Below are 22,026 nucleotides of genomic sequence, written 5' to 3' on the forward strand. Positions count from 1 at the left end.
TGGAAATAGATGCACCGCGGGGAGCGACGAGCCGGATCAGCCGAATTTGGCGACAAACATCCTAATCCTTTCCGGAATATCTCCAAGGTGCAGAAGCGGTGCATGACCTTGGCCACCTGCGGTGATCTGCAGCATGTCAGGATGGCGCTTCGCCATTTCATCCACCGTCCGCCGCGATAGCAGGTTGGAATTCTCTCCCCTGATGAGCTGCAGCGGTATGGCGTCCAGGTTTTCGAATTGCGGCCAGAGGTCAGGCAAGGGATTGCCGAAATCGATTGTTTTCAGCTGCTCGGCAATGGCCGGGTCGTAGTCGGCGACAGGTACGCCATTCCGTTCCCGATAGATGGCGTGCGCCATGTCCTGCCAGTCGGCGAGGCTGAGAGCGGGAAAAGCGGCGCCGTGATTCTCCTTGAGGATATCGACCGCCTCACTCCAGCTTTGAGGTTTGCGATCACGGTTGAGATAATCCCTGATTGCCATCAGTCCGGCCTGCTCGATGACCGGGCCGATATCGTTGAAGATGACGCCTGCGAGAAGATCCGGCTTCGTTGCCGCCAACAGATGCAGGATTAGCCCGCCGCGCGAGGTCCCGATGAAGATGGCGCGGTCGATGCCGAACGCAGTGCAGGCAGCAATCACATCGCCGCATTCAACAGCAAGATTGTAATTCGCCTTGTTCTCATCCCGGTCAGACAGGCCACGTCCGCGATAGTCCAATGCAATGACGCGCCGTGGGAAAGCTCGGTCCCGCGACAGGATCAATGCAAGCTCGTGGAAATCGCGGGCATTGCGCGTAAGGCCTGGCAGGCAGACGACCGGCAACCGCGTGGCATCTTCAACGGTCGGGTGGTAGATGCCGGCGTGAAGCCTTAGCCCATCGGTCGATCCATAGAACTTTTCCGTAAACCCATTCGTGATTGCGTGGCTCATCACATCTCCATCCCGTCTGCCAAAACGAGATGTAGCGTGCTTTCGGCAGGACTGCCAATCGGCTTCAGGTGGCGCTACGGCCCCCGATGAGGTCGCGCTCGATATCCGGGGTCTGGCCGAGGCGCGCCTTGTAGACTTCGTAATTTTCCATCACCCGCTGCACATAATTGCGTGTTTCGGGGAAGGGGATGCGCTCGATCCAATCGACGATCTCATCGATCGGCTTGCCGCGCGGATCGCCGTAGCGGGTGATCCACTCCGGCACGCGCTTCGGTCCGGCATTATAGGCGATGAAGGTCAGGATATAGGAGCCGCCGAAGGCGTCGATCTGCTCACCGAGGTAATGCGCACCGAGTGTCGCATTATAGCCGGCATCGGCCGTCAGCTTGTCCTTGGAATAGGTGATATTGTGCCGCTTGGCGACGGCCTGGGCCGTGCCCGGCAAGAGCTGAAGCAGGCCGCGGGCATTGGCGGCGGAGACGGCAGCCGGATTGAAGGCGCTTTCCTGGCGGGCGATTGCATAGGCGAGCGCCTTGCCCGAGCCGGAAATATTGGCATTGGCCGGAATGACGCCGACCGGGAAGGCAAGTGCTGCGACATCGATGCCGCGCCCATAGGCGATCTTGCCGATCTGCAGTGAAAGATGATGGTCGCCCGCCTGCTCGGCCTTGGCAGTCAGGATTGCAAGCTCGCCGGGGCTCTGCAGCTGGTCGGCCAGCGCCAGATAAAGGGCTGCGGCCCGCCAGCCATGACCTGCGGATTCCAGCCGCCCGATCGCCTGCACGGCCTCGCGCTGCTGCAGATTCTGGCGGTCGCCAGCCGTCGGCGACGGATAGGTGACATCGAGCGTCTTGCGTCCCAGCCTCTCCGCGGCAAGCTGGCCGTAGAAAGTGCCCGGGAAATTCGCGGCTTTGGCGAAAAATTCGCTGGCCTTGCCCGGTCCACCGGCTTCGGCTGAGCGCCCAAGCCAGTACCAGGCGCGTGAAACGGAGAGCGGGCCGTTGGAAACCTGCAGGATCTTGCGGAAATGCGTCTCGGCCGTCGTCGGGTCCTGCAGACCGCGCAGCGCATACCAGCCGGCATGGAATTGCGCTTCGACGACATCCGTCGGCACCGTCGCGACGGAGGCGGCGACGATCTGGTAGGCCGCCTTGAACTGTCCCTGATCGACGAGACCACGGCTGACGATCCGCTGCTCGTTCCACCATTCGCCCGAATTCATCAGCTCGGTCCGGTCGCGGGGTATTTGCTGCAGCAGCTTGGCGGCGTCGAGATAGTTGTCCTGCTTGCGAAGATATTCGATGCGGGCGAAGAGAAAGCCCGCATCGCTGCGCCACTTGGCATCGACCGCATTCAGCAATGCGCCGGCGTTGCCGGCATTGTTGTCGACGGCAGCCCATGCCTTGTAGAGCGACTGCGCCTGGCCCATGTCGCCGAAGCGCTTGGCCTGCGCCACACGTCCGCGATACATGAGATAATCCATCCGCGTCTTGTGGTCGGCCGGAGTCAGCAAGCCGGCAAATTCGGCCAGGATCTTGTCTTCGGTTGCCTTGTCGAGCGCCTGTCCGCGCCAGATCTTGCCGATATATTTCGCCGCTTGCGCAGGCTTGCCGGTCGCCACAAGCGCCCGCGACAGGATCATGGCGCCCTGCGCCGTCTCGGGCGCCGTATCGCCGAAGGCGTTCAGCACCGCGGCAGGAGCGGGGTTTTCGTCATAAAGCGCGCGTTCGGAATTGCCGCGCAGCCGTTCCAGACCCGGCCAGCCCTTCAGCTCGTCCGAAGCACTGGCGATCTCGTAGGAGGGAACACCCTTCAGGCCGGAGGTCGCGATTGCCCAGGTCAGGATATGGCGGTCGAGCGTTCCCGCCGCCATGGTATTGCGGATGGCGAGCGCCTGCTGCGGATCCTTGTTGGACAGCGCATCGAGACCTGCCTTCAGGTCGCTGTTGACAGGCGCGGGCGCGATCGCCCGATTGCGCGGAATGGCGCCGGTCGTGATCGCCTCGGGGAAGGACGCGGTTTCCGGCACGAAGCCCAGCGGTCTGACGGCGGGTATGGGAGCCCCTTCGCCGGGCAGCTGCGATGCAGCGCTGCCCCAGGCCGCGGCCACCAGACCGAAGGCGGACAGGATCAGAACGGCTCTCTTCATCCGGATGACTCGCAACGAAAATACGCCCTTCCATTTGGCTGGAGGCACATTAACGAAACCTTACCAAACCAGGTAAAATTCATTCACATTTGCTATCGGATTTTGCCCTAAACCGATCTATGCGCGCTTGTCGCGGCCATATTGCCGCTCTATGGTGCGCAACTCTTATTCATGGAATGCGGCTGAAGCAAGGATATCGGCCGTGAGGAGCTTTGCATGTTCAATGGGTCCATCCCCGCTCTCGTCACTCCCTTCACCGATGCTGGCCTGATCGACGAAGACAGCTTCGCCGCTCATGTCACGTGGCAGATCGGGGAGGGCAGCAGCGGCCTCGTTCCGGTCGGCACGACCGGTGAGTCGCCGACGCTGTCGCATGCCGAGCACAAACGGGTGGTGGAGCTCTGCATCGAAGTTGCGGCCAAACGCGTGCCCGTCATGGCCGGCGCCGGCTCGAACAATACGCGCGAAGCGATCGAGCTTGCCCAGCATGCCGAAAAGGTCGGTGCCGATGCCGTCCTCGTCGTCACGCCCTATTACAACAGGCCAACGCAGAAGGGTCTGATCGCCCATTATTCGGCGATCGCCGAAGCCGTTGCCCTGCCGATTTATATCTATAACATTCCCGGCCGCTCGGTTGTCGACATGACGCCGGAGACGATGGGTGCGCTTGCCAAGGCGCACAAGAATATCGTCGGCGTCAAGGATGCCACCGGCAAGCTTGAGCGTGTCTCCGAGCAGCGCATCACCTGCGGCAAGGAGTTCCAGCAGTTGTCCGGTGAAGATGCGACGGCGCTTGGCTTCAACGCTCACGGCGGCGTCGGCTGCATCTCGGTGACGGCCAATATCGCGCCGCGCCTCTGTGCGGAGTTCCAGGCGGCGACGGCTGCCGGCAACTATGCCAAGGCGCTGGAACTGCAGGACCGGCTGATGCCGCTGCACAAGGCGGTCTTCATGGAGCCCGGCGTCTGTGGTGCGAAATACGGCCTGTCGAAGCTCGGCCGCATGGGCCGCACTGTCCGCTCGCCGCTGATGTCTTCGCTGGAACCGGCAACGGAAGCGGCGATCGATGCCGCCATGCGTCACGCGGGCCTGCTCAACTGAGGTCAAAAACGGCCCGTCGTCACAAAATCGAGCCGTTCTCTTACATAGATGACAGGAAATGAGGGCGCGGCATTCGCGCCTCTGGATTGGAATTATCGTCATGGCCCCCAAAGGCAGCCAGCGTATCGTGAAGAAAGTCGTCGCGGAGAACCGCAAGGCCCGCTTCAACTACGAGATCATCGATACCTATGAGGCGGGCTTGGTGCTGATGGGCACCGAGGTCAAATCGTTGCGCGAAGGCAAGGCCAATATCGCCGAATCCTACGCCTCCGATGAGGATGGCGAGATCTGGCTGATCAATTCCTATCTGCCGGAATATCTGCAGGCGAACCGCTTCAATCACGAGCCGCGGCGCCGCCGCAAGCTGCTCTTGTCGGCGCGTGAGATCAACCGATTGCGTGCAGGCATCAATCGCGAAGGTATGACGCTGATCCCGATGAAGGTCTACTTCAACGATCAAGGCCGCGCCAAGCTGGAGCTTGCGCTCGCGAAGGGCAAGAAGCTCCATGACAAGCGCGAATCCGAGAAGGAGCGCGATTGGAACAGGCAGAAGAGCCGTCTGTTGAAAGACAACGGCTGACCATTTGCCTGCAGCGTCAGGCTATCCGTGAATGAAGCTCACTCTTCGAAATCGCTGGCCGGCGCCACTTCGGCAGGACGGGGAGGGCGTTCGGAAGGATCCCGGCCGATCTCGGCCTTCAGCGACAGGAGATCGATGAAATGATCGGCCTGCCGGCGCAGATCGTCGGCGATCATCGGTGGCTGGGTCGACATGGTCGAAATAACCGAAACCTTGCGCCCCTTGCGTTGCAGCGCTTCGACCAGATTTGTGAAATCGCCGTCGCCGGAGAAGATGACGAGATGGTCGACCGTTTCGGACTGTTCCATGGCATCGATTGCGAGCTCGATATCCATGTTGCCCTTGATCTTGCGGCGTCCCATGGAGTCGGTAAACTCCTTGGCAGGCTTCGTGACGACCTTGTAGCCGTTATAATCCAGCCAATCGATGAGTGGACGGATCGAGGAATATTCCTGGTCTTCAATAAGCGCGGTATAGTAGTAAGCGCGCAGCAGGTATCCGCGTTTCTGAAATGCTTTCAAGAGCTTGCGGTAATCGATATCAAAGCCGAGACTCTTGGATGCAGCGTAGAGGTTGGCGCCGTCAATGAATAGTGCAATTTTTTCGCGTGGGTCAAACATCGCTTACCAATCCAAAGAGAGTAATCCAAATCCATAAGCCACTTAGCCCAATAAAAACAGCGGCTTGTGGATGTGGCGTCGAGCTGTTTCTTACTTTATGAATTATTCATATATGAAAGATTTAGGGCACGATTCGGGATATTCCAAGCAACCCCCGGTGGAAATGTCATATTGTGCATGGAAATTTAGACCGCACGCGGATAAAGGCGAGGGGACCCTAACGAAAAACTTGAATTTGCCCGGTTTTAATTGTATCGGGCGTTTTAATCCTGAAAAGACGACCGCAAAGGACAGGCAATGGCCCGTGTCACAGTAGAAGATTGCATTGACAAGGTAGAGAACCGCTTCGAACTGGTTCTGCTCGCCAGCCACCGCGCCCGGCTGATTTCCCAGGGTGCATCGATTACCATCGATCGCGACAACGACAAGAATCCGGTTGTGGCTCTGCGCGAAATCGCCGATGAGACTCTGTCGCCTGATGACCTGAAGGAAGACCTGATCCACTCGCTGCAGAAGCACGTGGAAGTGGACGAGCCCGAGCCCGATCCGGCAAGCCTGATCGCAGCCGGCGCTGCTGCCTCTGCCGACAGCGAAGAGCAGGACGATCTGCCGGAAACGATCACCTTCGACCAGATGTCGGAAGAAGAGCTTCTGGCTGGCATCGAAGGTCTCGTCCCGCCGGAAAAGAGCGACGATTACTAAGCGCATCCCTGGCCTTTATCTGGTCGGGGCTTCCTGCGCGGCAAAAGATCGACGATTACCAATCATCAATCTTGCGCCTGTAGAGCTTAGGCATAATATTGCCCATGTGTGCGCCAATCTGCGATTGGCGCGCTTTTATTTTATTGGAGTGGCTTTGGAATGATGCGGCAGTACGAGCTCGTGGAGCGGGTTCAGAAATACAAGCCCGATGCCAACGAAGCTCTGCTGAACAAAGCCTATGTCTACGCCATGCAGAAGCATGGGCAGCAGAAGCGGGCGAGCGGCGATCCCTATATCTCGCATCCGCTCGAAGTGGCCGCCATCCTGACCGACATGCATCTCGATGAATCGACGATTGCAGTCGCCCTCCTGCACGACACGATCGAGGATACGACGGCGACCCGCGCCGAAATCGACGAACTCTTCGGGGAGGATATCGGCCGTCTCGTCGAAGGCCTGACGAAGATCAAGAAGCTCGACCTCGTCACCAAGAAGGCCAAGCAGGCGGAAAACCTTCGTAAGCTCCTGCTTGCCATTTCCGATGACGTGCGCGTCTTGCTCGTCAAGCTCGCCGACCGTCTCCACAACATGCGCACCCTCGACCATATGTCGCAGGAAAAACGCGCGCGCATTTCCGAAGAGACGATGGAGATCTATGCGCCGCTTGCCGGCCGCATGGGTATGCAGGACATGCGCGAGGAACTGGAGGAGCTCTCCTTCCGGCACATGAACCCCGAAGCCTATGAGACCGTCACCAAGCGCCTCGAGGAACTGTCGAAGCGCAACGAGGGGCTGGTCAAGAAGATCGAGGCTGAACTGCGCGACCTGCTGATCGCCAGCGGGCTGACGAGCGCCTATGTGAAGGGGCGCCAGAAGAAGCCCTATTCGGTCTTCCGCAAGATGCAGTCGAAGTCGCTCTCCTTCGAACAGCTTTCCGATGTCTACGGTTTCCGCATCATCGTCGAGGATATCCCCTCCTGCTATCGCGCGCTCGGCATCGTCCATACCCGCTGGCGCGTCGTTCCCGGCCGCTTCAAGGACTATATCTCGACGCCGAAGCAGAACGATTATCGGTCGCTGCACACCACCATCGTCGGCCCGTCGATGCAGCGCATCGAGCTGCAGATCCGCACCAAGCGCATGCACGAGATCGCCGAGTTCGGTATCGCCGCCCATACGCTCTACAAGGATGGCGCCACCAATGCGGACGGCGATATCCTCTCGCGGGAAAGCAACGCCTATTCCTGGTTGCGCCACACGATCGAGGCTCTGGCCGAAGGCGACAGCCCGGAAGAATTCCTCGAACATACCAAGCTCGAGCTGTTTCAGGACCAGGTCTTCTGTTTCACGCCGAAGGGCAAGCTGATCGCGCTGCCGCGCGGTGCCACCCCCATCGACTTCGCCTATGCCGTTCACACCAATATCGGCGACACGACCGTCGGCGCCAAGATCAATGGCCGCATCATGCCGCTGGTGACCCGCCTCAACAATGGCGACGAGGTGGAGATCATCCGCTCCGGCGTGCAGGTGCCGCCGGCTGCCTGGGAGGAAATTGTCGTCACCGGAAAGGCGCGCGCCGCCATCCGCCGCGCGACGCGCATGGCGATCCGCAAGCAATATGCCGGCCTCGGCCACCGCATTCTCGAGCGCACCTTCGAGCGCGCCGGCAAGATCTTCTCGCGCGACGCCATGAAGCCGGCGCTGCACCGCCTCGGGCAGAAGGATGTGGAAGACGCGATCGCCGCCGTCGGCCGCGGTGAGATGTCCTCGCTCGACGTGTTGCGTGCCGTCTATCCCGACCATCAGGACGAGCGCGTCACCGTCAAGCCGGCCGGCGACGAGGGCTGGTTCAATGTCCGCAGCGCCGCGGGCATGATCTTCAAGATTCCCGGCAAGACCAAGGCCGGTCTCGATGGCGAGCGCGCCTCCACCGAGAGCGATCCCGATATCGTGCCGATCCGCGGGCTCTCCGGCAATGTCGGCGTCATGTTTTCGCCGACCGGCGCCGTACCCGGCGATCGCATCGTCGGCATCATGGAAAAGGGCAAGGGCATTACCATCTATCCCATCCAGTCGCCGGCGTTGCAGCGCTTCGATGACCAACCGGACCGCTGGATCGACGTGCGCTGGGATCTCGACGAAGCCAACAAGTCCCGCTTCACGGCCCGCATCCTGGTCAACGCGCTGAACGAACCCGGCACGCTCGCCAAGGTGGCGCAGACGGTGGCAAGCCTCGACGTCAACATCCGCATGCTGAATACGGTGCGGGCGGCGACCGACTTCACCGAAATGATGCTGGAAGTGGAGGTGTGGGACCTGCGTCAGCTCAACCAGCTTCTCGCCCAGCTCAAGGACCTGGAATGCATCGCGACGGTCCGGCGTCTCTATGAGTAGGATTTCATTAAATTATTGCCGCTCGCGGAATTGCGATTTGCACATTTTGTGATCATTTAACGGCCGAGCCGGCACATCGAAATGGCAAGACATGCGTCATTTGCATGGCTGCGTTCAGGTTACAGCGTTGGTAATTAACCATTGCCGCGACTATCTTCTGGTCATCAAGAAATGAAACGAAGATGAGGCAAAGCAATGTTTGAACCGATCAGAAAGTTCGCCCGCGCCCTTCGCGCTCCGACCGCTCAGGAACGTGAAATGGCATATCTCAACGGCTCGCAGGACCGTATTGATCTTGAATATCGTCAGCGCCAGGTCGATCGCGGCATCTTCCGCAATCGCTGATCCCTGAGATATACTTGACGCATGGAAGGGGGGCGCTATGCATGATCAACGCCCCTTGGAAGAAAATAAAAAGAGACGGCCTGTTTGTTAAGCGGTTCCATTTGCCGCTCTTGTCATTGTCATGTGCGCTGCACTAAATACGCGCTATGTTATTTCGCCGTCGCAAACCAGCAGGATTTAAAGAAAAGCTGCGGGAGCTTCTATGGCCCCGAAAAGGTTTTCTGCGTCCTGCACGCTATATCATGATGCGCGTTCTGCGCCTGTCAGCTTCGCCGCACGCCGTTGCGGTGGGCGTCGCCGCGGGTGTCTTCGTTTCGTGGACACCCTTTATCGGCGTGCATTTCGTCATGGCCTTCGTCATCACCTATTTCCTGTCGGGAAACATGGTGGCCGCGGCCCTCGGCTGCGCGGCTTTCGGCAATCCGCTGACCTATCCCTTCATCTGGGGCATCACCTGGGAAGTCGGTCACCTCCTGCTCAGCCGCCAGGATCAGATGGGCGGACAGACGATCGATCTCGCCGAACTCTTTCATAAGCTGCACTTCACCGAGCTTTGGAAACCGGTCCTGGAGCCGATGCTGATCGGCGCCATCCCGCCGGCTGCTCTCACCTCGGTTGCGCTTTATGCGCTGACATTCTACACCGTCAGGGGTTTTCAGACGCGCCGCCGTGCGCGGCTTATGGAGCGTGCGCGTCTTCGGTTCGCCGATCCCGCCACCGAGATGCCGACCCTCTGAGCCCGAAGCAGAACCATCCTGAAAGGCCTCTCGCATGATCATCGGCATTGGCAGCGACCTCATCGACATCCGCCGCGTGGAAAAATCCATCGAGCGTTTTGGTGACCGCTTCACGCATCGCTGTTTCACCGAGATCGAGCGTGCCCGCTCGGATCGCCGCGCCAACCGCGCCGAATCCTACGCCAAGCGCTTCGCCGCCAAGGAGGCCTGCTCCAAGGCGCTTGGCACGGGACTTTCGCAGGGCGTTTTCTGGAAGGATATGGGCGTGGTCAACCTTCCGAGCGGGAAACCGACCATGCAATTGACGGGCGGCGCCTCCGTTGTCCTTCAGGCCATGCTGCCGGCGGGGCACAAGGCCGCCATTCATTTGACAATAACCGATGATTATCCCTTGGCTCAGGCTTTTGTGATCATCGAGGCGCTGCCGGATGCCGTATGATGGCGACCTCTCGTCGCTTTTAATGTCGTCGTTATTGCCGCCACCGGTCGAAGCCGCTAGAGAGAACATCAGAAAGAAATGCGCCTTTGTGGCGTCTTGAAGGAATAAGACTGCGTGTCCGAAAAAGTCGAAGCCAAGCCGAATGCCCTGTGGGAAAATATCAAGGTTATCATCCAGGCTCTCCTCCTGGCGATGATTATCAGGACTGTACTGTTCCAGCCCTTTACCATCCCCTCGGGCTCGATGATGCCGACCTTGCTGGTCGGCGACTATATCTTCGTCAACAAGTTCGCTTACGGCTATTCTAAATATTCGCTGCCTTTCTCGCCCGATATTTTCAGCGGCCGCATCTTCGGTTCCGATCCGAAGCGCGGCGATATCGTCGTGTTCCGTTTCCCCCCGAATCCTGATGTCGATTATATCAAGCGCGTCGTCGGCCTTCCCGGCGACCATATCCAGGTCACCGACGGTATTCTCTACATCAACGGCAAGCCGGTTCCGAAGGTGCCGGATGGTACTTTCAATTCCGACTACAAGCTCGATCCGGGCCAGGACGTACCGGTATTCCGCGAGACGCTGGATGATGGCAAGACCTATGACACGCTCGACCAGTCGCCGGTGTCGCGCGGCGACAACACTCGCGAGTTCATCGTTCCGGAAGGCCATTACTTCATGATGGGCGACAACCGCGACAACTCGCTCGACAGCCGCTTCGATGTAGGCTTCGTCCCGGCGGAAAACCTTGTCGGCCGCGCCAGCGTCATCTTCTTCTCGCTCGGCAACGACACGTCCTTCCGCGAAATCTGGAAATGGCCGACCAACATGCGTTGGGACCGCCTCTTCAAGGTTGTTGAATGAGCAAGGCGCAGACGCTCTCAGCGGCGGACCGCGCAAAGCTTGAAACCCTGATCGGGCATGAATTTGCCGAGAAGGAACGTCTGGATCGCGCGCTGACCCATGCCAGCGCGCGCACCGACAAGGGCAATTACGAGCGGCTTGAATTTCTCGGCGACAGGGTTCTTGGGCTCTGTATCGCCGATTTGCTGTTCCGCACTTTCGGGGCAGCGGCGGAGGGCGAACTTTCGGTGCGCCTGAACCAGCTCGTCAGCGCCGAGACCTGCGCTGCAGTTGCCGATGAACTCAGTCTCCATCTCTATATCCGCACCGGCGCCGATGTGAAGAAACTCACCGGCAAGCGCATGATGAACGTGCGCGCCGATGTCGTCGAAAGCCTGATCGCCGCTCTCTATCTCGATGGCGGCCTGGAAGTCGCCCGTCGTTTCATCCTGCGCTACTGGGAGGGTAGGGCGGTGCGTGCTGATGGCGCCCGCCGTGACGCCAAGACCGAGCTGCAGGAATGGTCGCACGCCAAATATGGCGTCACCCCTGTCTACCGGGTTGAAGAACGCAGCGGACCGGATCATGATCCGCGCTTCAAGGTGACTGTAGAAGTCGCTGGCGTTGCACCGGAGACGGGAGTAGAGCGCTCCAAGCGCGCCGCAGAACAGGTCGCCGCGACGAAAATGCTCGAGCGCGAAGGCATTTGGCAGTCGACATCTGCCGGAAATTGACGGGATCAATGACAGAAGAAAACGAAATGGCGGCTGAGAGTGCTGCTGAAAGCAATGGTACGACGCATTCGGGCTTCGTCGCCCTGATCGGCCCCACCAATGCCGGCAAATCGACGCTGGTCAATCGCCTCGTCGGCGCCAAGGTGTCGATCGTCAGCCACAAGGTACAGACGACGCGCGCCGTCGTGCGCGGCATTGCCATCCACAACAATGCGCAGATCGTCTTCATGGACACGCCCGGCATCTTCAAGCCGCGCCGCCGTCTTGATCGCGCCATGGTGACGTCTGCCTGGGGCGGCGCCAAGGATGCCGATCTCATCATGCTGCTGATCGATAGCGAGCGTGGCCTGCGCGGCGATGCCGAAGCCATCCTCGAAAGCCTGAAGGACGTTCCGCAACGGAAGATCCTGGTTCTCAACAAGATCGACCGGGTCAATCGCGAACTGCTTCTGGCGATCGCCGCCACAGCAAACCAGAAGGTCGATTTCGACCAGACCTTCATGATCTCGGCCGAAAACGGTTCCGGCTGCGACGACGTGATGGATTATCTGGCAAGGACCCTGCCGGAAGGCCCCTGGTATTATCCTGAAGATCAGATTTCCGATCTGCCGATGCGCCAGCTTGCCGCCGAAATCACGCGCGAGAAGCTGTTCCTGCGCCTGCATCAGGAGCTTCCCTATTCCTCGCATGTCGAGACGGAGAAGTGGGAAGAGCGCAAGGACGGCTCCGTACGCATCGAACAGGTCATCTATGTCGAGCGAGACAGCCAGAAGAAGATTGCGCTCGGCAAGGGTGGCGAAACGATCAAGGCGATCTCGTCGGCGTCACGCAAGGAATTGTCGGAAATCCTCGAACAGCCCGTCCACCTCTTCCTGTTCGTCAAGGTGCGCGAGAACTGGGGTGATGATCCCGAGCGCTTCCGTGAAATGGGCCTCGAATTTCCGCGCTAGTTCGACAAGAAAATTGACAAGGGGCACTCAGCCCCTTGTTTCCGTGTAAAAATCGCCGCCTGTTCCAAGGAACAAATCGGCCTGCATGCGCATTGATCTGCTAACGGCGCTGCACTCTGCAGCGCCGGTTTTGCGACGGCAGGGACAAGATGGCGACGGCAAAACCTACCCATTCCTTCAAGACGCCCTGCGAGCAGTGTCCGTTGCGGTCATTGCCGCATTTCCGGGAGTTCAGCCGGGACGAGTTGGAATTCGTCTCGAAGTTCAAGAGAGGGGAACTGGCGGCCGATGCCGGCGCAACCATCCTGGTCGAAGGCGCCCACAGCGCTCACCTCTTTACCGTGCTGTCCGGCTGGGGCTTCCGCTACAAGATGCTGGAGGATGGCCGTCGGCAGATCCTGAACTATGTCATGCCGGGCGACTTGATCGGCCTGCAGGGCACGATCATGGGCGAGATGCAGCATTCCGTGGAGGCCCTGTCGCCGGTATCGCTCTGCGTCTTCGAGCGCGACAAACTGATGACCCTTTATAACCGGCACGCCTCGCTTGCCTTCGACATAACCTGGATCGCGGCGCAGGAAGAGCGTATTCTCGATGAACATCTCTTGAGCATCGGCCGTCGCACCGCGCTCGAAAGAGCCGCCTATCTGATTGCTTTCCTCTTCGAACGCGCCAGAAAGCTCAGCCTTTTCAACGGCCGCAATATCATTCCGATCACCCAGCAGCATATCGCCGACACACTCGGTCTATCGATCGTCCACACCAACAAGACTTTGAAAAAGCTTACGGCACGCAACCTCATCCGCTGGCAGGAGCGTGGCTGCGAGGTGCGGGACGGCGAGGGCTTGATGCGGATGGCCGGCTGGGAAGGACTGAGCGACGGAAAACGTCCTTTCATATAGCTGCTTGAGCAGCACTATGTCTTTTTTAAATGCAAAATGACGCCGGGAAAACTAAGATCGCGTCATCTTTATTCCGATTTCGTTTTTATCGACCGGACGCGAAAATGCCGCTATTCAATTGTGGTGGGCGACCACTTTCAACGCTCCAGCCGGGCGCCGACGGAATGATGTTTGCTAAAGGGGCAGGGCCGCTGCAATATTTGCGCTTCACGAGGGGCATGGAGATCATGAACGCAACAACCCGTGTTCTGGTCCTTGAAGACAGTCTGATCATCGCCATGGAGGCGGAGGATATTTTGCGTCTCGTTGGCGCCGATACCATCGATATCGCCAATAGCCTCGATCAGGCCAGGGACGCAATCCAGGTCGCAGATTACGATTTCGCGCTACTCGACGTGAATCTCGGCGAGGCGCTGAGCTTCGATTTCGCGCGTGATCTGTCGCAGGCCAATATCCCCTTCGGCTTCGTCAGCGGCTATTCCGATACGCAGGATTTTCCGATCGACCTTCAGGACGTGCCGCTTCTCGTCAAACCTTTCGACGAGAATGCGATGCGCGACTTCCTTCAAAAGCTTTTCCCGTCGCCGGCGGAATGACATAGTCCGGACCTTGCTTTAGAATGAATCGGCAGGCTGAAGGACGGTTTTCCGATGCAATGGCAGGATCAGGCGATCATTCTTGGCGTCAAGCGCCACGGTGAGACAAGCGTCATCGCCGAGGTGATGACGCGCGACCGCGGCCGTCACCTTGGTCTCATTCGCTCCGGCCGTTCGCGCACCATGCAGCCGGTGCTGCAGCCCGGCAACGAGGTGGAAGTCACCTGGCGCGCCCGGCTGGATGAGCATCTCGGCGAATTCCGCCTCGAGCCGGTGAAGCTGCGCGCCGCGCGGCTGATGGAGACGGCAACCGCCGTCTATGGTGTGCAGGCCATGGGCGCATTGCTGCGCCTGTTGCCGGAGCGCGATCCGCATCCGCATCTCTTCGAGGCGCTGGAAGTCATTCTCGATCATCTCCACAATCCCGCCGATGCCGGCGAACTCTTCGTACGCTTCGAGCTCGCCGTGTTGAACGATCTCGGCTTCGGCCTCGACCTCTCGGAATGTGCCGCGACCGGCACCCGCACCGATCTCGCCTATGTATCGCCGAAATCCGGTCGCGCCGTCAGTCGTGGCGCCGGAGAACCCTGGGCCGACAAGATGCTGCTTTTGCCGGCCTTTCTGAGTGTTCAGGAAAACCAGGCGGCCGATTACGAGAGCCTCACGGCGGCATTCCGTCTGACTGGATTCTTTTTGCATCGCCATGTCTATGAGCCGCGGGGCCTTGAGGCTTCGGCAGCGCGTGAGGGCTTCGTTCAGGCGGCACTCAAGGCCTTGAACCCGGCTGCACGGACGCTTTCTCGGCCGGACGGGCTTTCTGCCTGAGCGGCTTTTCATCCCTGCAAAATAGTCTTCAGTCTTGGCGGTTTACCCTTATCCCCAGCGCCCCTATCTCTCCTTCGATCAGGAAAGTCTCTAAGTGCTCGAGGAGGAAGCCATGCTGACCAAGCCCGAAACATCGACCACCATCAAGCTCTGGAATGGGCAGGAAGTTCCCCGCCTCGGCATGGGCTGCTGGGCGATCGGCGGTCCGTTCTTTGCCGGTGATACGCCGCTCGGCTGGGGTGAGGTGGACGACAATGAATCCGTTGCCGCGATCAATCGCGCGATCGACCTTGGTATCCGCTTCTTCGATACGGCCTCGAATTACGGTGCCGGCCATTCGGAAGAGGTCATCGGGCAGGCAATCGGCAATCGCGCCGATATCATTATCGCCACCAAGTTCGGCTTTGCCACCAATCCGGAGACGAAACAGGCGACCGGCGCCTTTGCCGATCCGGCCTTCATTCGCCAGTCGGTCGAGACCTCGCTGCGCCGGCTGAAGCGGGAGCGTCTCGACCTCCTGCAATTCCACCTCAACGATTTTCCGCTGGAACAATCCGACGAAGTCTTCGATACGCTGGAGGCCCTGCGGGCAGAGGGCAAGATCGATGCCTTCGGCTGGAGCACGGATTTTCCCGACCGCGCCGCCCGCCATGCCGGCCGGCCGGGCTTCGTCTCGATTCAGCACACGATGAACGTCTTCGAGCCCGTGCCTCAGATGATCGATGTCGTCGAAACGAACGGTCTCATCTCCATCAATCGCGGCCCGCTGGCCATGGGCCTGCTGACAGGTAAGTTTACGCCGGACAAGGCCGTGGGCGCCAAGGACGTGCGCGGTGCAGCACTCGAATGGATGGTCTATTTCAAAAATGGCCGTATCGCGCCGGAATTTGCCGCAAGGCTCGATGCCGTGCGTAGCCTCCTCACATCCGATGGACGCACGCTGACGCAGGGCGCGCTTGCCTGGCTCTGGGCGCGTTCGCCGCGCACCCTGCCCATTCCCGGTTTTCGGACGGTCGCGCAGGTCGAGGAAAATGCCGGCGCATTGGAAAAAGGACCGTTGCCGGCCGAGGTGATGGTCGAGATCGACGCGGCGCTGGCCCGCGTCTGAGACCGGGTTAGAGCAATTCCAGCAAAAGTGTGCAGCGATTTTGCGTCCGGAATTGCGTAAAAACAAGCAGATAGAGCACTTTCGTGATTCGAAGAAAAACGAAAGTGCTCTAGGCTCGGGCGCGAACCTTGAAGGTCCAGCCCTCCGGCCGCGCCTCGAGGATCTTCACCTCATCGCCGATCGTCACTCTGCCGGTGCCGCGCGGGGTGACGTTCCAGCCGAAAAGCGGGCCGGGAACGCGCCGGTCGCCCGACATGCGGATGCGACCCATGCCGGGCATGGGGTTCGGCACTTCGCGTGAGCCCGTCAACTGGTCCTGCGTCGTCATGATGCACCGGGCGCAGGGCTTGACGAGGTCGAAGCGGATGCCGGCAATTTCGATTGCCGCCCAACGGTCCTCGGCCCAGGCCTCGTCTGTGTCGATGACGATATTCGGCCGGAAGCGCTCCATGCCGACGCCGCCTTCGGCATGGTCGGCGAGATCGGCATTGAGCGCCTTCAGCGATCCCGTCGTCGTCACCAGGATCTGATAGCCATCGGCAAAGGTCACCGGCGTGCCTTCGCCCGCCCATTCGGCATTGGCCATCCGCTCTGCCTTGCCGTCGAAGAAGACGAGTTTCACTGCGCGGCCGAGCCATTCCGAAAGTCTGGCATTGCTCTCATCGTCAGCAACGGCGGCGCTGACGGCCGATTTCCAGACGATGACATCGAGTCGCCGGTCCGGATGCGGCGGTGCCACGGCGATCTCCTGCTTGCCCTCCATCAGCAGCCGGAAGGCGCTGGCTTCGGGCCGAACGTCGATCTGAGCAAGGGGAGGGAGCTCGCGCTGGGTGATGAAATGGCCGTCGGGATCCGTCACCATCGCGCGCCGGTCGCCGGACAGGCCATAGGCGTCGATGTCCGTAAAGGGCAGGGCGATGCCGCGGGCGCTCTTGAGCGGATAGATGAAGAGATCGCTGACACGCATCATAGGCTCCTAGATTCCATCCCGGTTGGATTTCTTCCCAATTAGATTTCTTCCATGAATGCCGCAAGAAACTCGCGCAGGCTCCTGTCGCGGGCGGCCGCAAGCTCGCGGCCCTTCGCCGTCTGGAAACCATCCGCCAGTTTGAACAGCTTCGTCTGGAAATGGTCAATCGCATAACGCTTGTCGTCGAACGCTCGGCCCTCGGCGGCGGGGTCGAAAGGATCATAGAGGCCCGATCCGAGGCGTCCCGCGATGTAGAAGCAGCGCGCCGCACCCACCATGCCGATGGCATCCAGCCTGTCGGCATCCTGCAGGATTTTCGCCTCCCGCGTTTCCGGCGGCACATTCGCCGAAAAGCTGTGCGCCATCACCGCATGGGCGACATCAGCGATATCCTCATCGTCCCACCCGAGCTCTTTCAATATCCGTGACGCTTTTTCCGCGGCGAGCGCCGAGGCCTGGGCACGCAGCGGTGAATTCTTCTCGACGGCGACGCAATCGTGCAGCAGCACGGCAGCTGCGAGCACCTCGCCCTTGCCGCCTTCTGCGGCATGGATGCGCATGGCATTGCGGAAGACACGCAGGATATGGGCGAGATCGTGAGACCCGTCGTCACCCTCGGTCGCATGTGGAATGAGATCCGCAGCAAGCGCTTCATGGGGGAAGAAGGCTTCGGCCTTGAACATCGTCGTCACCGGTTTTCGAAGGGATCGTTTCCTGTCGATAACGGCTTGGCCGGTGAGTCGCAACGCGCCGAAATCAGTATCGGGGTTTGACGGGCGGCGTAACGCTGCCATTCTTCTTTGGCGGCATCGAAAGCATGTGAGCTACGTCGCCGAAGGGTTTTGGCGGGCTGATGTAATAGCCCTGGATTTCGTCGCATGCCTCGCGTTCGAGCAGCGCCATCTGCTCTGCGGCTTCCACGCCCTCCGCGGTCACGCGCATGCCGAGCGCATCGCCGAGCAGGATGATCGCGCGCATGATCGCATGCGCTTCCCTGTTCTCGACGATGTCGTTGACGAAGGACTTGTCGATCTTGATCTTGTCGAAGGGAAAGCTCGAAAGATAGCTCAGCGACGAATAGCCGGTTCCGAAATCGTCCATGGAGATGCGGATGCCGCGCTCCTTGAGCGCATGCAGGATCGGCAATGCCTCATCGAGATTTTCCATCAGCACGCTTTCGGTGATCTCCAGTTCGAGACGCGACGGCGAGAGCTCGGCGGCGGCAAGTGCCTCGTTGACATCCCGCGGCAGGTCGCTGCTGGAAAACTGGATGGCCGAGACATTGACGGCGATCTTGATATCTTCGGGCCATTGCGCTGCATCGTAGCAGGCGCGGCGCAGAACCCAGCGGCCGATATCGACGACGAGGCCGACCTCTTCAGCCAGCGGAATGAACTCCATCGGCGAGACGCGGCCGCGCACCGGATGATTCCAGCGGATCAGCGCCTCGAAGCCGCAGATGCGATGCTGCGTCAGGTCGTAGAGCGGCTGGTAGTGAAGCTCGAATTCCTCCTTCTGCACCGCAGCGTGCAGATCGGCTTCCAGCGCATGGCGGGCCTGCATCTTCTCGTCCATCTCGCCGGTGAAGAAGCGCTCGTGCCGGCGCCCGTCCGCCTTGGCATGGGAAAGGGCGACCGCCGCATTGCGCAGCAGCTTGTCAGTCTCGACAGCGTCGTCGGGGGCGATCGAAATGCCCATGGAAACGCTGAGCTCCACCTGCTTGTCGCCGCGGAAGAAGGGTTCGCTGAGCTCACGGCGGATCTGGTCGGCGAGCGCGGTGATGTTCCACGGCTGCTGGCGCCGCGTCTGCAGGATTGCGAATTCGTCCGAGCCGAGACGGGCAAGGATATTCTCTGAACCGGCCGAGGCGCGGATGCGCTCTGCCACCTGCTGCAGGATCTTGTCACCGGCTGAAACACCCAGCGTATTGTTGATCGATTTGAACCGGTCGAGATTGAGATGCACGAGGGCGATCTGCTCATCCTCCTTCCGTTCGGCAAGGGCGGTATCTAGCTGCTCGCGGAAGCGAATGCGGTTCGGCAGGCCGGTCAGGGGATCGTGATGGGCGAGATAGGTGATACGCTCGGCAGCCTTTCGGTCTTCTGTAACGTCGGCATGAATGGCGATGTTGCTGCCGTCGGCCAGGATGGTGACCACACTCTGGATGATGCGGCCGTCATCCATCAGCCATTCGCGTCTGCGGATGCGCCCTGCCTTAGAGGAGGGTTGCTGCCCCTCTTTCTTGCGACGCCCCCCGCTATCGGCCTGTTCCGTGCCACGCGTCTTGCTGATCAGCTCCGCAATCGCCGTGCCTGGCGCAACATCCTTTTCGGTGAAGTCGAAGAGCTGGCGAAAGCGCAGATTGGAAAGGGTAAGGCATTGATCCGCATCGAACACGCTGAGGCCGAGCGGCAGGTTGTTCAGGACGATTTCGAAAAGTTTGCGCTGTTCTGCAAGCGCCTGTGTGGCGGAATTGATCGTATTTTTCAGGTTGCGGTTTTCATTGAGCAGCGTCTCGGCGCTATGCTCGATTTCATCATATTCGCTTTCATGGCTGCGATAGGTCGCGATGACGAGCTCCATCAGATGCTCGGCATCGATCGATCCGTCCCCCTTGACGGCCTGCGTGCACTGTTGCCAGAAAAGCGTCTCAGCTTTCATGCGCACGAGTCCCCTTGGGACGGCTGCGGTGGAAGCATGGCAAAAGGCGAAGGCGTCTTCGATTGGCAAAGATGCCATATCGCGCCGTGCATAAAAAAGACCTTTCTAAAATGAATGCGAGAATCAAATTTTTGTAAGCGGCAAGCGGCAACTTCCGGCAAATCGCATGCGGCATCTTCTACCGCCCCGATTAATAATCGGTTGCAGCTAGGCGGCTCTTTATCGCTAGCCGGCAAGTTGTTTGTATCTCGCAAACTACTGAAATAATGAAGAAACCCGGTTTCCCAAGGGAAATTGAAATTGCCGCTGGAATGGGTCGTTACACTTTGTCAACTATGGTTAATCGAGAGTTAACAGCTTATTGACCGAAGCTGCAAATCAGTTTAACCAACAGATCAGCCTTGGTATTTTCCACCCGTGTATTGCGTGCAGACTCTCACCGGAAGACGCGGTGAACGGAGGTTTGTATGACTGCTATTTCATCAGTTTCAGACATCTCTTATGCATATTTGGCAACGCTCTCGCGGCTCGACGCCAATGGCGACGGCGTTCTGAGCCGCACGGAACGCGCGGCAGATGAGAAGCCCGGCATCATCCGGGAATTTCTTGAAAACGACGATGCTGGCAATACGCAGCCGAAATATCCGAGCAGCCTCGTCGCGCTGGTGATGGAATATCGCGACAACGGCTCGGCGACCGGCTTGGCCGTTCCCTATGCACTGAAGCAGGTTCTCCCTGATCCCGATGATCAGGCCATGCAGATCTATCGCAATACCTACGGCGAATTCGATCTTGATATCGCCGCGTGAGTCTGGGCCGGCCCAAGCTGAATGATCCCGCCGGCCCCGTGGCCGGCTTTTTCTTGCCTTTTATGCAGGCAGGAACACCTTCCCTCGTGAGGCGTTCGGACCAGGTCCCCGAAACGGAAGGAAACCCGATGAAAATCATATGCACCATCGCTGCCCTCGGCCTGCTTGCGGCGGCGCCCCAAGGCTTTGCCCAGAACAAGCAGACGGCCACGGCGAATTTTGTCGGCCCTGACGGCAAGGAGGCCGGACGCGCCACGCTGACGGCTGCCGCCAATGGCGGCGTTTTCATCGAGGCGGAAATCTCCGGCCTGCCGATCAATAAATGGGTCGCCTTCCATATCCATGAAACCGGCCGCTGCGATGCCGCAACCCATCACGAATCCGCCGGGGGGCATTTCAATCCGACCAAGGCCGAGCATGGCTTCCTCGCCGCCAAAGGCCCGCATGCCGGCGACATGCCGAACCAGTATGTCGGGCAGGACGGTATCCTGCGCGCCCAGGTCTTCGACACCATGATCTCGCTTGACGGCAAGACGGATGGCGTGCGTGGCCGCGCGCTGATGGTGCATGCCAATTCCGACGATTACCGAAGCCAGCCTTCGGGCGGCGCGGGCGACAGGATTGCCTGCGGCGTGATCAAATAGCTTATGACTGGGTCTGCGGGGACACCTTCCTCTTGCGGGCCGGAGCCTTGACGGGCGCCTGATCCGCCACCGTCTGCAGGTCGGGTACATCCGGCGCCTGCATTTGTACCGGATTATAGGTCACTTTCGGGTACGGGATGGTGATCCCCTTGTCGTCGAAGGAAAGCTTTGCACGCTTGATCATGTCGCGGCTGACGGCCCACCAGTCGCTGGTCGATGCCCAGTAGCGCAGCGTCACGTAGATCGCGCTGTCACCGAGACTGTCGACGAAGACGCTTGGCGTCGGCGTCTTCAGCACGCGTTTGTCGGCTGTCGCGAGCCCCAGCAGTGTTTCCATGGCAAGATCGAGATCGTCTTCATAGGCAATGCCGACCTTCAGGTCGTTCTGCCGGGTCGGCTGACGGCTGTAATTGGTGATCGGCGTATTCCACAGCGTCGAATTGGGCGCCAGCCGGTAAAGGCCGTCTCCCGTCTTCAGCTCCGTGGCGAACAGGCCGATCTCCAGCACCGTTCCGGAGACACTGCTCGTCTCGATATATTCCCCGACCCGGAAGGGCCGCAGCACGAGCAGCATGATGCCGGCGGCGATATTCTGCAGCGTTCCCTGCAGCGCCAGACCGACGGCAAGGCCGGCGGCGCCGAGAGCGGTGATGATCGATGCCGTCTGTACGCCGAACTGCCCGAGAACGGTGACAAAGACCAGCACCAGCATCGCATAGCGCACGACATTGGTGAAGAAACGGGCGAGCGTCTCGTCGATACCGCGCACGCGCGAGATGCCCTCATAGGCCCAGCGGCTGATGAGGCTCGCCGCCACCCAGCCGACGATGAGCAGGATGATCGCACCGAGGATGGAGAAGGAATATTGCACGGCAAGCGCGCTCGCCTGATCAAGTGCCGAGCGGGTTGCGATGATAATGTCTGTGGCCTGCTGTTCCATCACGTGCTCCTCGGATGCCTCGTCGAGGGCAAGATGGGGCAGGGGTGAGGGGC

Annotated in this window: 23 protein-coding genes; 16 read left to right on the plus strand and 7 right to left on the minus strand. The window is 59.8% G+C overall.

Going from position 1 to position 22,026, the window contains the following annotated elements:
- Positions 1 to 36 precede the first annotated feature (36 nt).
- Entirely contained in the window at positions 37 to 930 is an 894-nt protein-coding gene (locus ACK9YZ_RS04595) for an alpha/beta fold hydrolase (protein ID WP_416065826.1), read from the minus strand.
- A gap of 64 nt (positions 931 to 994) precedes the next feature.
- Positions 995 to 3,079 (minus strand): transglycosylase SLT domain-containing protein, encoded by a 2,085-nt coding sequence (locus tag ACK9YZ_RS04600; protein WP_416065827.1) that lies wholly within the window; start codon positions 3,077 to 3,079, stop codon positions 995 to 997.
- Positions 3,080 to 3,295: 216 nt separating this feature from the next.
- Here ACK9YZ_RS04600 and dapA point away from each other — a divergent pair, with 216 nt between their 5' ends.
- Positions 3,296 to 4,180: a 4-hydroxy-tetrahydrodipicolinate synthase gene (gene dapA / locus ACK9YZ_RS04605; protein WP_416065828.1), complete on the plus strand. Its 885-nt coding sequence runs from the start codon at positions 3,296 to 3,298 to the stop codon at positions 4,178 to 4,180.
- A 100-nt stretch (positions 4,181 to 4,280) separates the two neighbouring features.
- The gene (gene smpB / locus ACK9YZ_RS04610; RefSeq protein WP_183730785.1) at positions 4,281 to 4,760 is read left to right on the plus strand and encodes an SsrA-binding protein SmpB; all 480 of its coding nucleotides are present in this window, start codon (positions 4,281 to 4,283) and stop codon (positions 4,758 to 4,760) included.
- A gap of 38 nt (positions 4,761 to 4,798) precedes the next feature.
- On the opposite strand, the gene ACK9YZ_RS04615 is transcribed toward smpB, so the two are convergent.
- Complete coding sequence (locus ACK9YZ_RS04615; protein WP_216757530.1) at positions 4,799 to 5,380, minus strand: NYN domain-containing protein; 582 nt, start codon at positions 5,378 to 5,380, stop codon at positions 4,799 to 4,801.
- A gap of 297 nt (positions 5,381 to 5,677) precedes the next feature.
- On the opposite strand from ACK9YZ_RS04615, the gene rpoZ reads away from it, so the two are divergent.
- From rpoZ to ACK9YZ_RS04675, 12 genes are all read left to right on the plus strand, one after another.
- Positions 5,678 to 6,082: a DNA-directed RNA polymerase subunit omega gene (gene rpoZ, locus ACK9YZ_RS04620; RefSeq protein ID WP_183730782.1), complete on the plus strand. Its 405-nt coding sequence runs from the start codon at positions 5,678 to 5,680 to the stop codon at positions 6,080 to 6,082.
- A 159-nt stretch (positions 6,083 to 6,241) separates the two neighbouring features.
- Positions 6,242 to 8,476 carry a RelA/SpoT family protein gene (locus ACK9YZ_RS04625; RefSeq protein WP_416065829.1) on the plus strand — a complete coding sequence of 745 codons (2,235 nt, stop codon included), beginning with the start codon at positions 6,242 to 6,244 and terminating at the stop codon, positions 8,474 to 8,476.
- Positions 8,477 to 8,671: 195 nt separating this feature from the next.
- The gene (locus ACK9YZ_RS04630; RefSeq protein WP_183744396.1) at positions 8,672 to 8,821 is read left to right on the plus strand and encodes a DUF3563 family protein; all 150 of its coding nucleotides are present in this window, start codon (positions 8,672 to 8,674) and stop codon (positions 8,819 to 8,821) included.
- Positions 8,822 to 8,967: 146 nt separating this feature from the next.
- A complete protein-coding gene (locus ACK9YZ_RS04635) occupies positions 8,968 to 9,558 on the plus strand; it encodes a DUF2062 domain-containing protein (protein WP_216757532.1) in 591 nt (196 codons plus the stop codon).
- Between the two features lie 34 nt (positions 9,559 to 9,592).
- Positions 9,593 to 9,997: a holo-ACP synthase gene (acpS, locus tag ACK9YZ_RS04640; protein WP_416065830.1), complete on the plus strand. Its 405-nt coding sequence runs from the start codon at positions 9,593 to 9,595 to the stop codon at positions 9,995 to 9,997.
- Between the two features lie 114 nt (positions 9,998 to 10,111).
- Complete coding sequence (gene lepB, locus ACK9YZ_RS04645) at positions 10,112 to 10,855, plus strand: signal peptidase I (protein WP_183730771.1); 744 nt, start codon at positions 10,112 to 10,114, stop codon at positions 10,853 to 10,855.
- Positions 10,852 to 11,568, plus strand: coding sequence for a ribonuclease III (gene rnc, locus ACK9YZ_RS04650; RefSeq protein ID WP_216757535.1), 717 nt, complete (start codon positions 10,852 to 10,854; stop codon positions 11,566 to 11,568). The genes lepB and rnc overlap by 4 nt, the downstream gene beginning before the upstream one ends.
- 8 nt (positions 11,569 to 11,576) lie before the next feature.
- Positions 11,577 to 12,518, plus strand: coding sequence for a GTPase Era (era, locus tag ACK9YZ_RS04655; RefSeq protein ID WP_216757536.1), 942 nt, complete (start codon positions 11,577 to 11,579; stop codon positions 12,516 to 12,518).
- A 149-nt stretch (positions 12,519 to 12,667) separates the two neighbouring features.
- Positions 12,668 to 13,420, plus strand: coding sequence for a Crp/Fnr family transcriptional regulator (locus ACK9YZ_RS04660; RefSeq protein ID WP_216757537.1), 753 nt, complete (start codon positions 12,668 to 12,670; stop codon positions 13,418 to 13,420).
- Positions 13,421 to 13,647: 227 nt separating this feature from the next.
- Complete coding sequence (locus tag ACK9YZ_RS04665) at positions 13,648 to 14,016, plus strand: response regulator (RefSeq protein ID WP_253958273.1); 369 nt, start codon at positions 13,648 to 13,650, stop codon at positions 14,014 to 14,016.
- A gap of 54 nt (positions 14,017 to 14,070) precedes the next feature.
- Positions 14,071 to 14,841: a DNA repair protein RecO gene (gene recO / locus ACK9YZ_RS04670; protein ID WP_416065831.1), complete on the plus strand. Its 771-nt coding sequence runs from the start codon at positions 14,071 to 14,073 to the stop codon at positions 14,839 to 14,841.
- Between the two features lie 112 nt (positions 14,842 to 14,953).
- Positions 14,954 to 15,949, plus strand: a complete 996-nt coding sequence (locus ACK9YZ_RS04675; protein WP_416065832.1) for an aldo/keto reductase — start codon at positions 14,954 to 14,956, stop codon at positions 15,947 to 15,949.
- Positions 15,950 to 16,058: 109 nt separating this feature from the next.
- On the opposite strand, the gene ACK9YZ_RS04680 is transcribed toward ACK9YZ_RS04675, so the two are convergent.
- The 3 genes from ACK9YZ_RS04680 to ACK9YZ_RS04690 all read right to left on the minus strand — a co-directional run bounded on the left by ACK9YZ_RS04680 (position 16,059) and on the right by ACK9YZ_RS04690 (position 19,580).
- A complete protein-coding gene (locus ACK9YZ_RS04680; RefSeq protein ID WP_416066818.1) occupies positions 16,059 to 16,916 on the minus strand; it encodes an MOSC domain-containing protein in 858 nt (285 codons plus the stop codon).
- Between the two features lie 41 nt (positions 16,917 to 16,957).
- Positions 16,958 to 17,602, minus strand: coding sequence for an HD domain-containing protein (locus tag ACK9YZ_RS04685; RefSeq protein ID WP_216758828.1), 645 nt, complete (start codon positions 17,600 to 17,602; stop codon positions 16,958 to 16,960).
- 73 nt (positions 17,603 to 17,675) lie between these two features.
- Positions 17,676 to 19,580 (minus strand): putative bifunctional diguanylate cyclase/phosphodiesterase, encoded by a 1,905-nt coding sequence (locus ACK9YZ_RS04690; protein ID WP_416065833.1) that lies wholly within the window; start codon positions 19,578 to 19,580, stop codon positions 17,676 to 17,678.
- A gap of 467 nt (positions 19,581 to 20,047) precedes the next feature.
- Between ACK9YZ_RS04690 and ACK9YZ_RS04695 the strand changes: the two genes are divergently transcribed.
- Positions 20,048 to 20,389 carry a hypothetical protein gene (locus tag ACK9YZ_RS04695; RefSeq protein WP_416065834.1) on the plus strand — a complete coding sequence of 114 codons (342 nt, stop codon included), beginning with the start codon at positions 20,048 to 20,050 and terminating at the stop codon, positions 20,387 to 20,389.
- A 128-nt stretch (positions 20,390 to 20,517) separates the two neighbouring features.
- Positions 20,518 to 21,033, plus strand: coding sequence for a superoxide dismutase family protein (locus ACK9YZ_RS04700; RefSeq protein WP_416065835.1), 516 nt, complete (start codon positions 20,518 to 20,520; stop codon positions 21,031 to 21,033).
- Position 21,034: 1 nt separating this feature from the next.
- Here ACK9YZ_RS04700 and ACK9YZ_RS04705 read toward each other — a convergent pair whose 3' ends face one another.
- Positions 21,035 to 21,973: a mechanosensitive ion channel family protein gene (locus ACK9YZ_RS04705; protein ID WP_416065836.1), complete on the minus strand. Its 939-nt coding sequence runs from the start codon at positions 21,971 to 21,973 to the stop codon at positions 21,035 to 21,037.
- Positions 21,974 to 22,026 lie beyond the last annotated feature (53 nt).

Origin of the sequence: Rhizobium sp. ZK1 (genome assembly GCF_047782645.1) — a bacterium.
Classification (GTDB): domain Bacteria; phylum Pseudomonadota; class Alphaproteobacteria; order Rhizobiales; family Rhizobiaceae; genus Rhizobium.

Coding starts and splice junctions, on each gene's coding strand:
- ACK9YZ_RS04705 (WP_416065836.1), bottom strand. CDS start 21,973: ATGGAACAGCAGGCCACAGACATTATCATCGCAACCCGCTCGGCACTT.
- smpB (WP_183730785.1), top strand. CDS start 4,281: ATGGCCCCCAAAGGCAGCCAGCGTATCGTGAAGAAAGTCGTCGCGGAG.
- recO (WP_416065831.1), top strand. CDS start 14,071: ATGCAATGGCAGGATCAGGCGATCATTCTTGGCGTCAAGCGCCACGGT.
- ACK9YZ_RS04630 (WP_183744396.1), top strand. CDS start 8,672: ATGTTTGAACCGATCAGAAAGTTCGCCCGCGCCCTTCGCGCTCCGACC.
- ACK9YZ_RS04660 (WP_216757537.1), top strand. CDS start 12,668: ATGGCGACGGCAAAACCTACCCATTCCTTCAAGACGCCCTGCGAGCAG.
- rpoZ (WP_183730782.1), top strand. CDS start 5,678: ATGGCCCGTGTCACAGTAGAAGATTGCATTGACAAGGTAGAGAACCGC.
- ACK9YZ_RS04700 (WP_416065835.1), top strand. CDS start 20,518: ATGAAAATCATATGCACCATCGCTGCCCTCGGCCTGCTTGCGGCGGCG.
- ACK9YZ_RS04600 (WP_416065827.1), bottom strand. CDS start 3,079: ATGAAGAGAGCCGTTCTGATCCTGTCCGCCTTCGGTCTGGTGGCCGCG.
- ACK9YZ_RS04675 (WP_416065832.1), top strand. CDS start 14,954: ATGCTGACCAAGCCCGAAACATCGACCACCATCAAGCTCTGGAATGGG.
- ACK9YZ_RS04625 (WP_416065829.1), top strand. CDS start 6,242: ATGATGCGGCAGTACGAGCTCGTGGAGCGGGTTCAGAAATACAAGCCC.
- dapA (WP_416065828.1), top strand. CDS start 3,296: ATGTTCAATGGGTCCATCCCCGCTCTCGTCACTCCCTTCACCGATGCT.
- acpS (WP_416065830.1), top strand. CDS start 9,593: ATGATCATCGGCATTGGCAGCGACCTCATCGACATCCGCCGCGTGGAA.
- ACK9YZ_RS04615 (WP_216757530.1), bottom strand. CDS start 5,380: ATGTTTGACCCACGCGAAAAAATTGCACTATTCATTGACGGCGCCAAC.
- ACK9YZ_RS04595 (WP_416065826.1), bottom strand. CDS start 930: ATGAGCCACGCAATCACGAATGGGTTTACGGAAAAGTTCTATGGATCG.
- ACK9YZ_RS04680 (WP_416066818.1), bottom strand. CDS start 16,916: ATGCGTGTCAGCGATCTCTTCATCTATCCGCTCAAGAGCGCCCGCGGC.
- ACK9YZ_RS04635 (WP_216757532.1), top strand. CDS start 8,968: ATGTTATTTCGCCGTCGCAAACCAGCAGGATTTAAAGAAAAGCTGCGG.
- ACK9YZ_RS04665 (WP_253958273.1), top strand. CDS start 13,648: ATGAACGCAACAACCCGTGTTCTGGTCCTTGAAGACAGTCTGATCATC.
- ACK9YZ_RS04690 (WP_416065833.1), bottom strand. CDS start 19,580: ATGAAAGCTGAGACGCTTTTCTGGCAACAGTGCACGCAGGCCGTCAAG.
- era (WP_216757536.1), top strand. CDS start 11,577: ATGACAGAAGAAAACGAAATGGCGGCTGAGAGTGCTGCTGAAAGCAAT.
- rnc (WP_216757535.1), top strand. CDS start 10,852: ATGAGCAAGGCGCAGACGCTCTCAGCGGCGGACCGCGCAAAGCTTGAA.
- ACK9YZ_RS04695 (WP_416065834.1), top strand. CDS start 20,048: ATGACTGCTATTTCATCAGTTTCAGACATCTCTTATGCATATTTGGCA.
- ACK9YZ_RS04685 (WP_216758828.1), bottom strand. CDS start 17,602: ATGTTCAAGGCCGAAGCCTTCTTCCCCCATGAAGCGCTTGCTGCGGAT.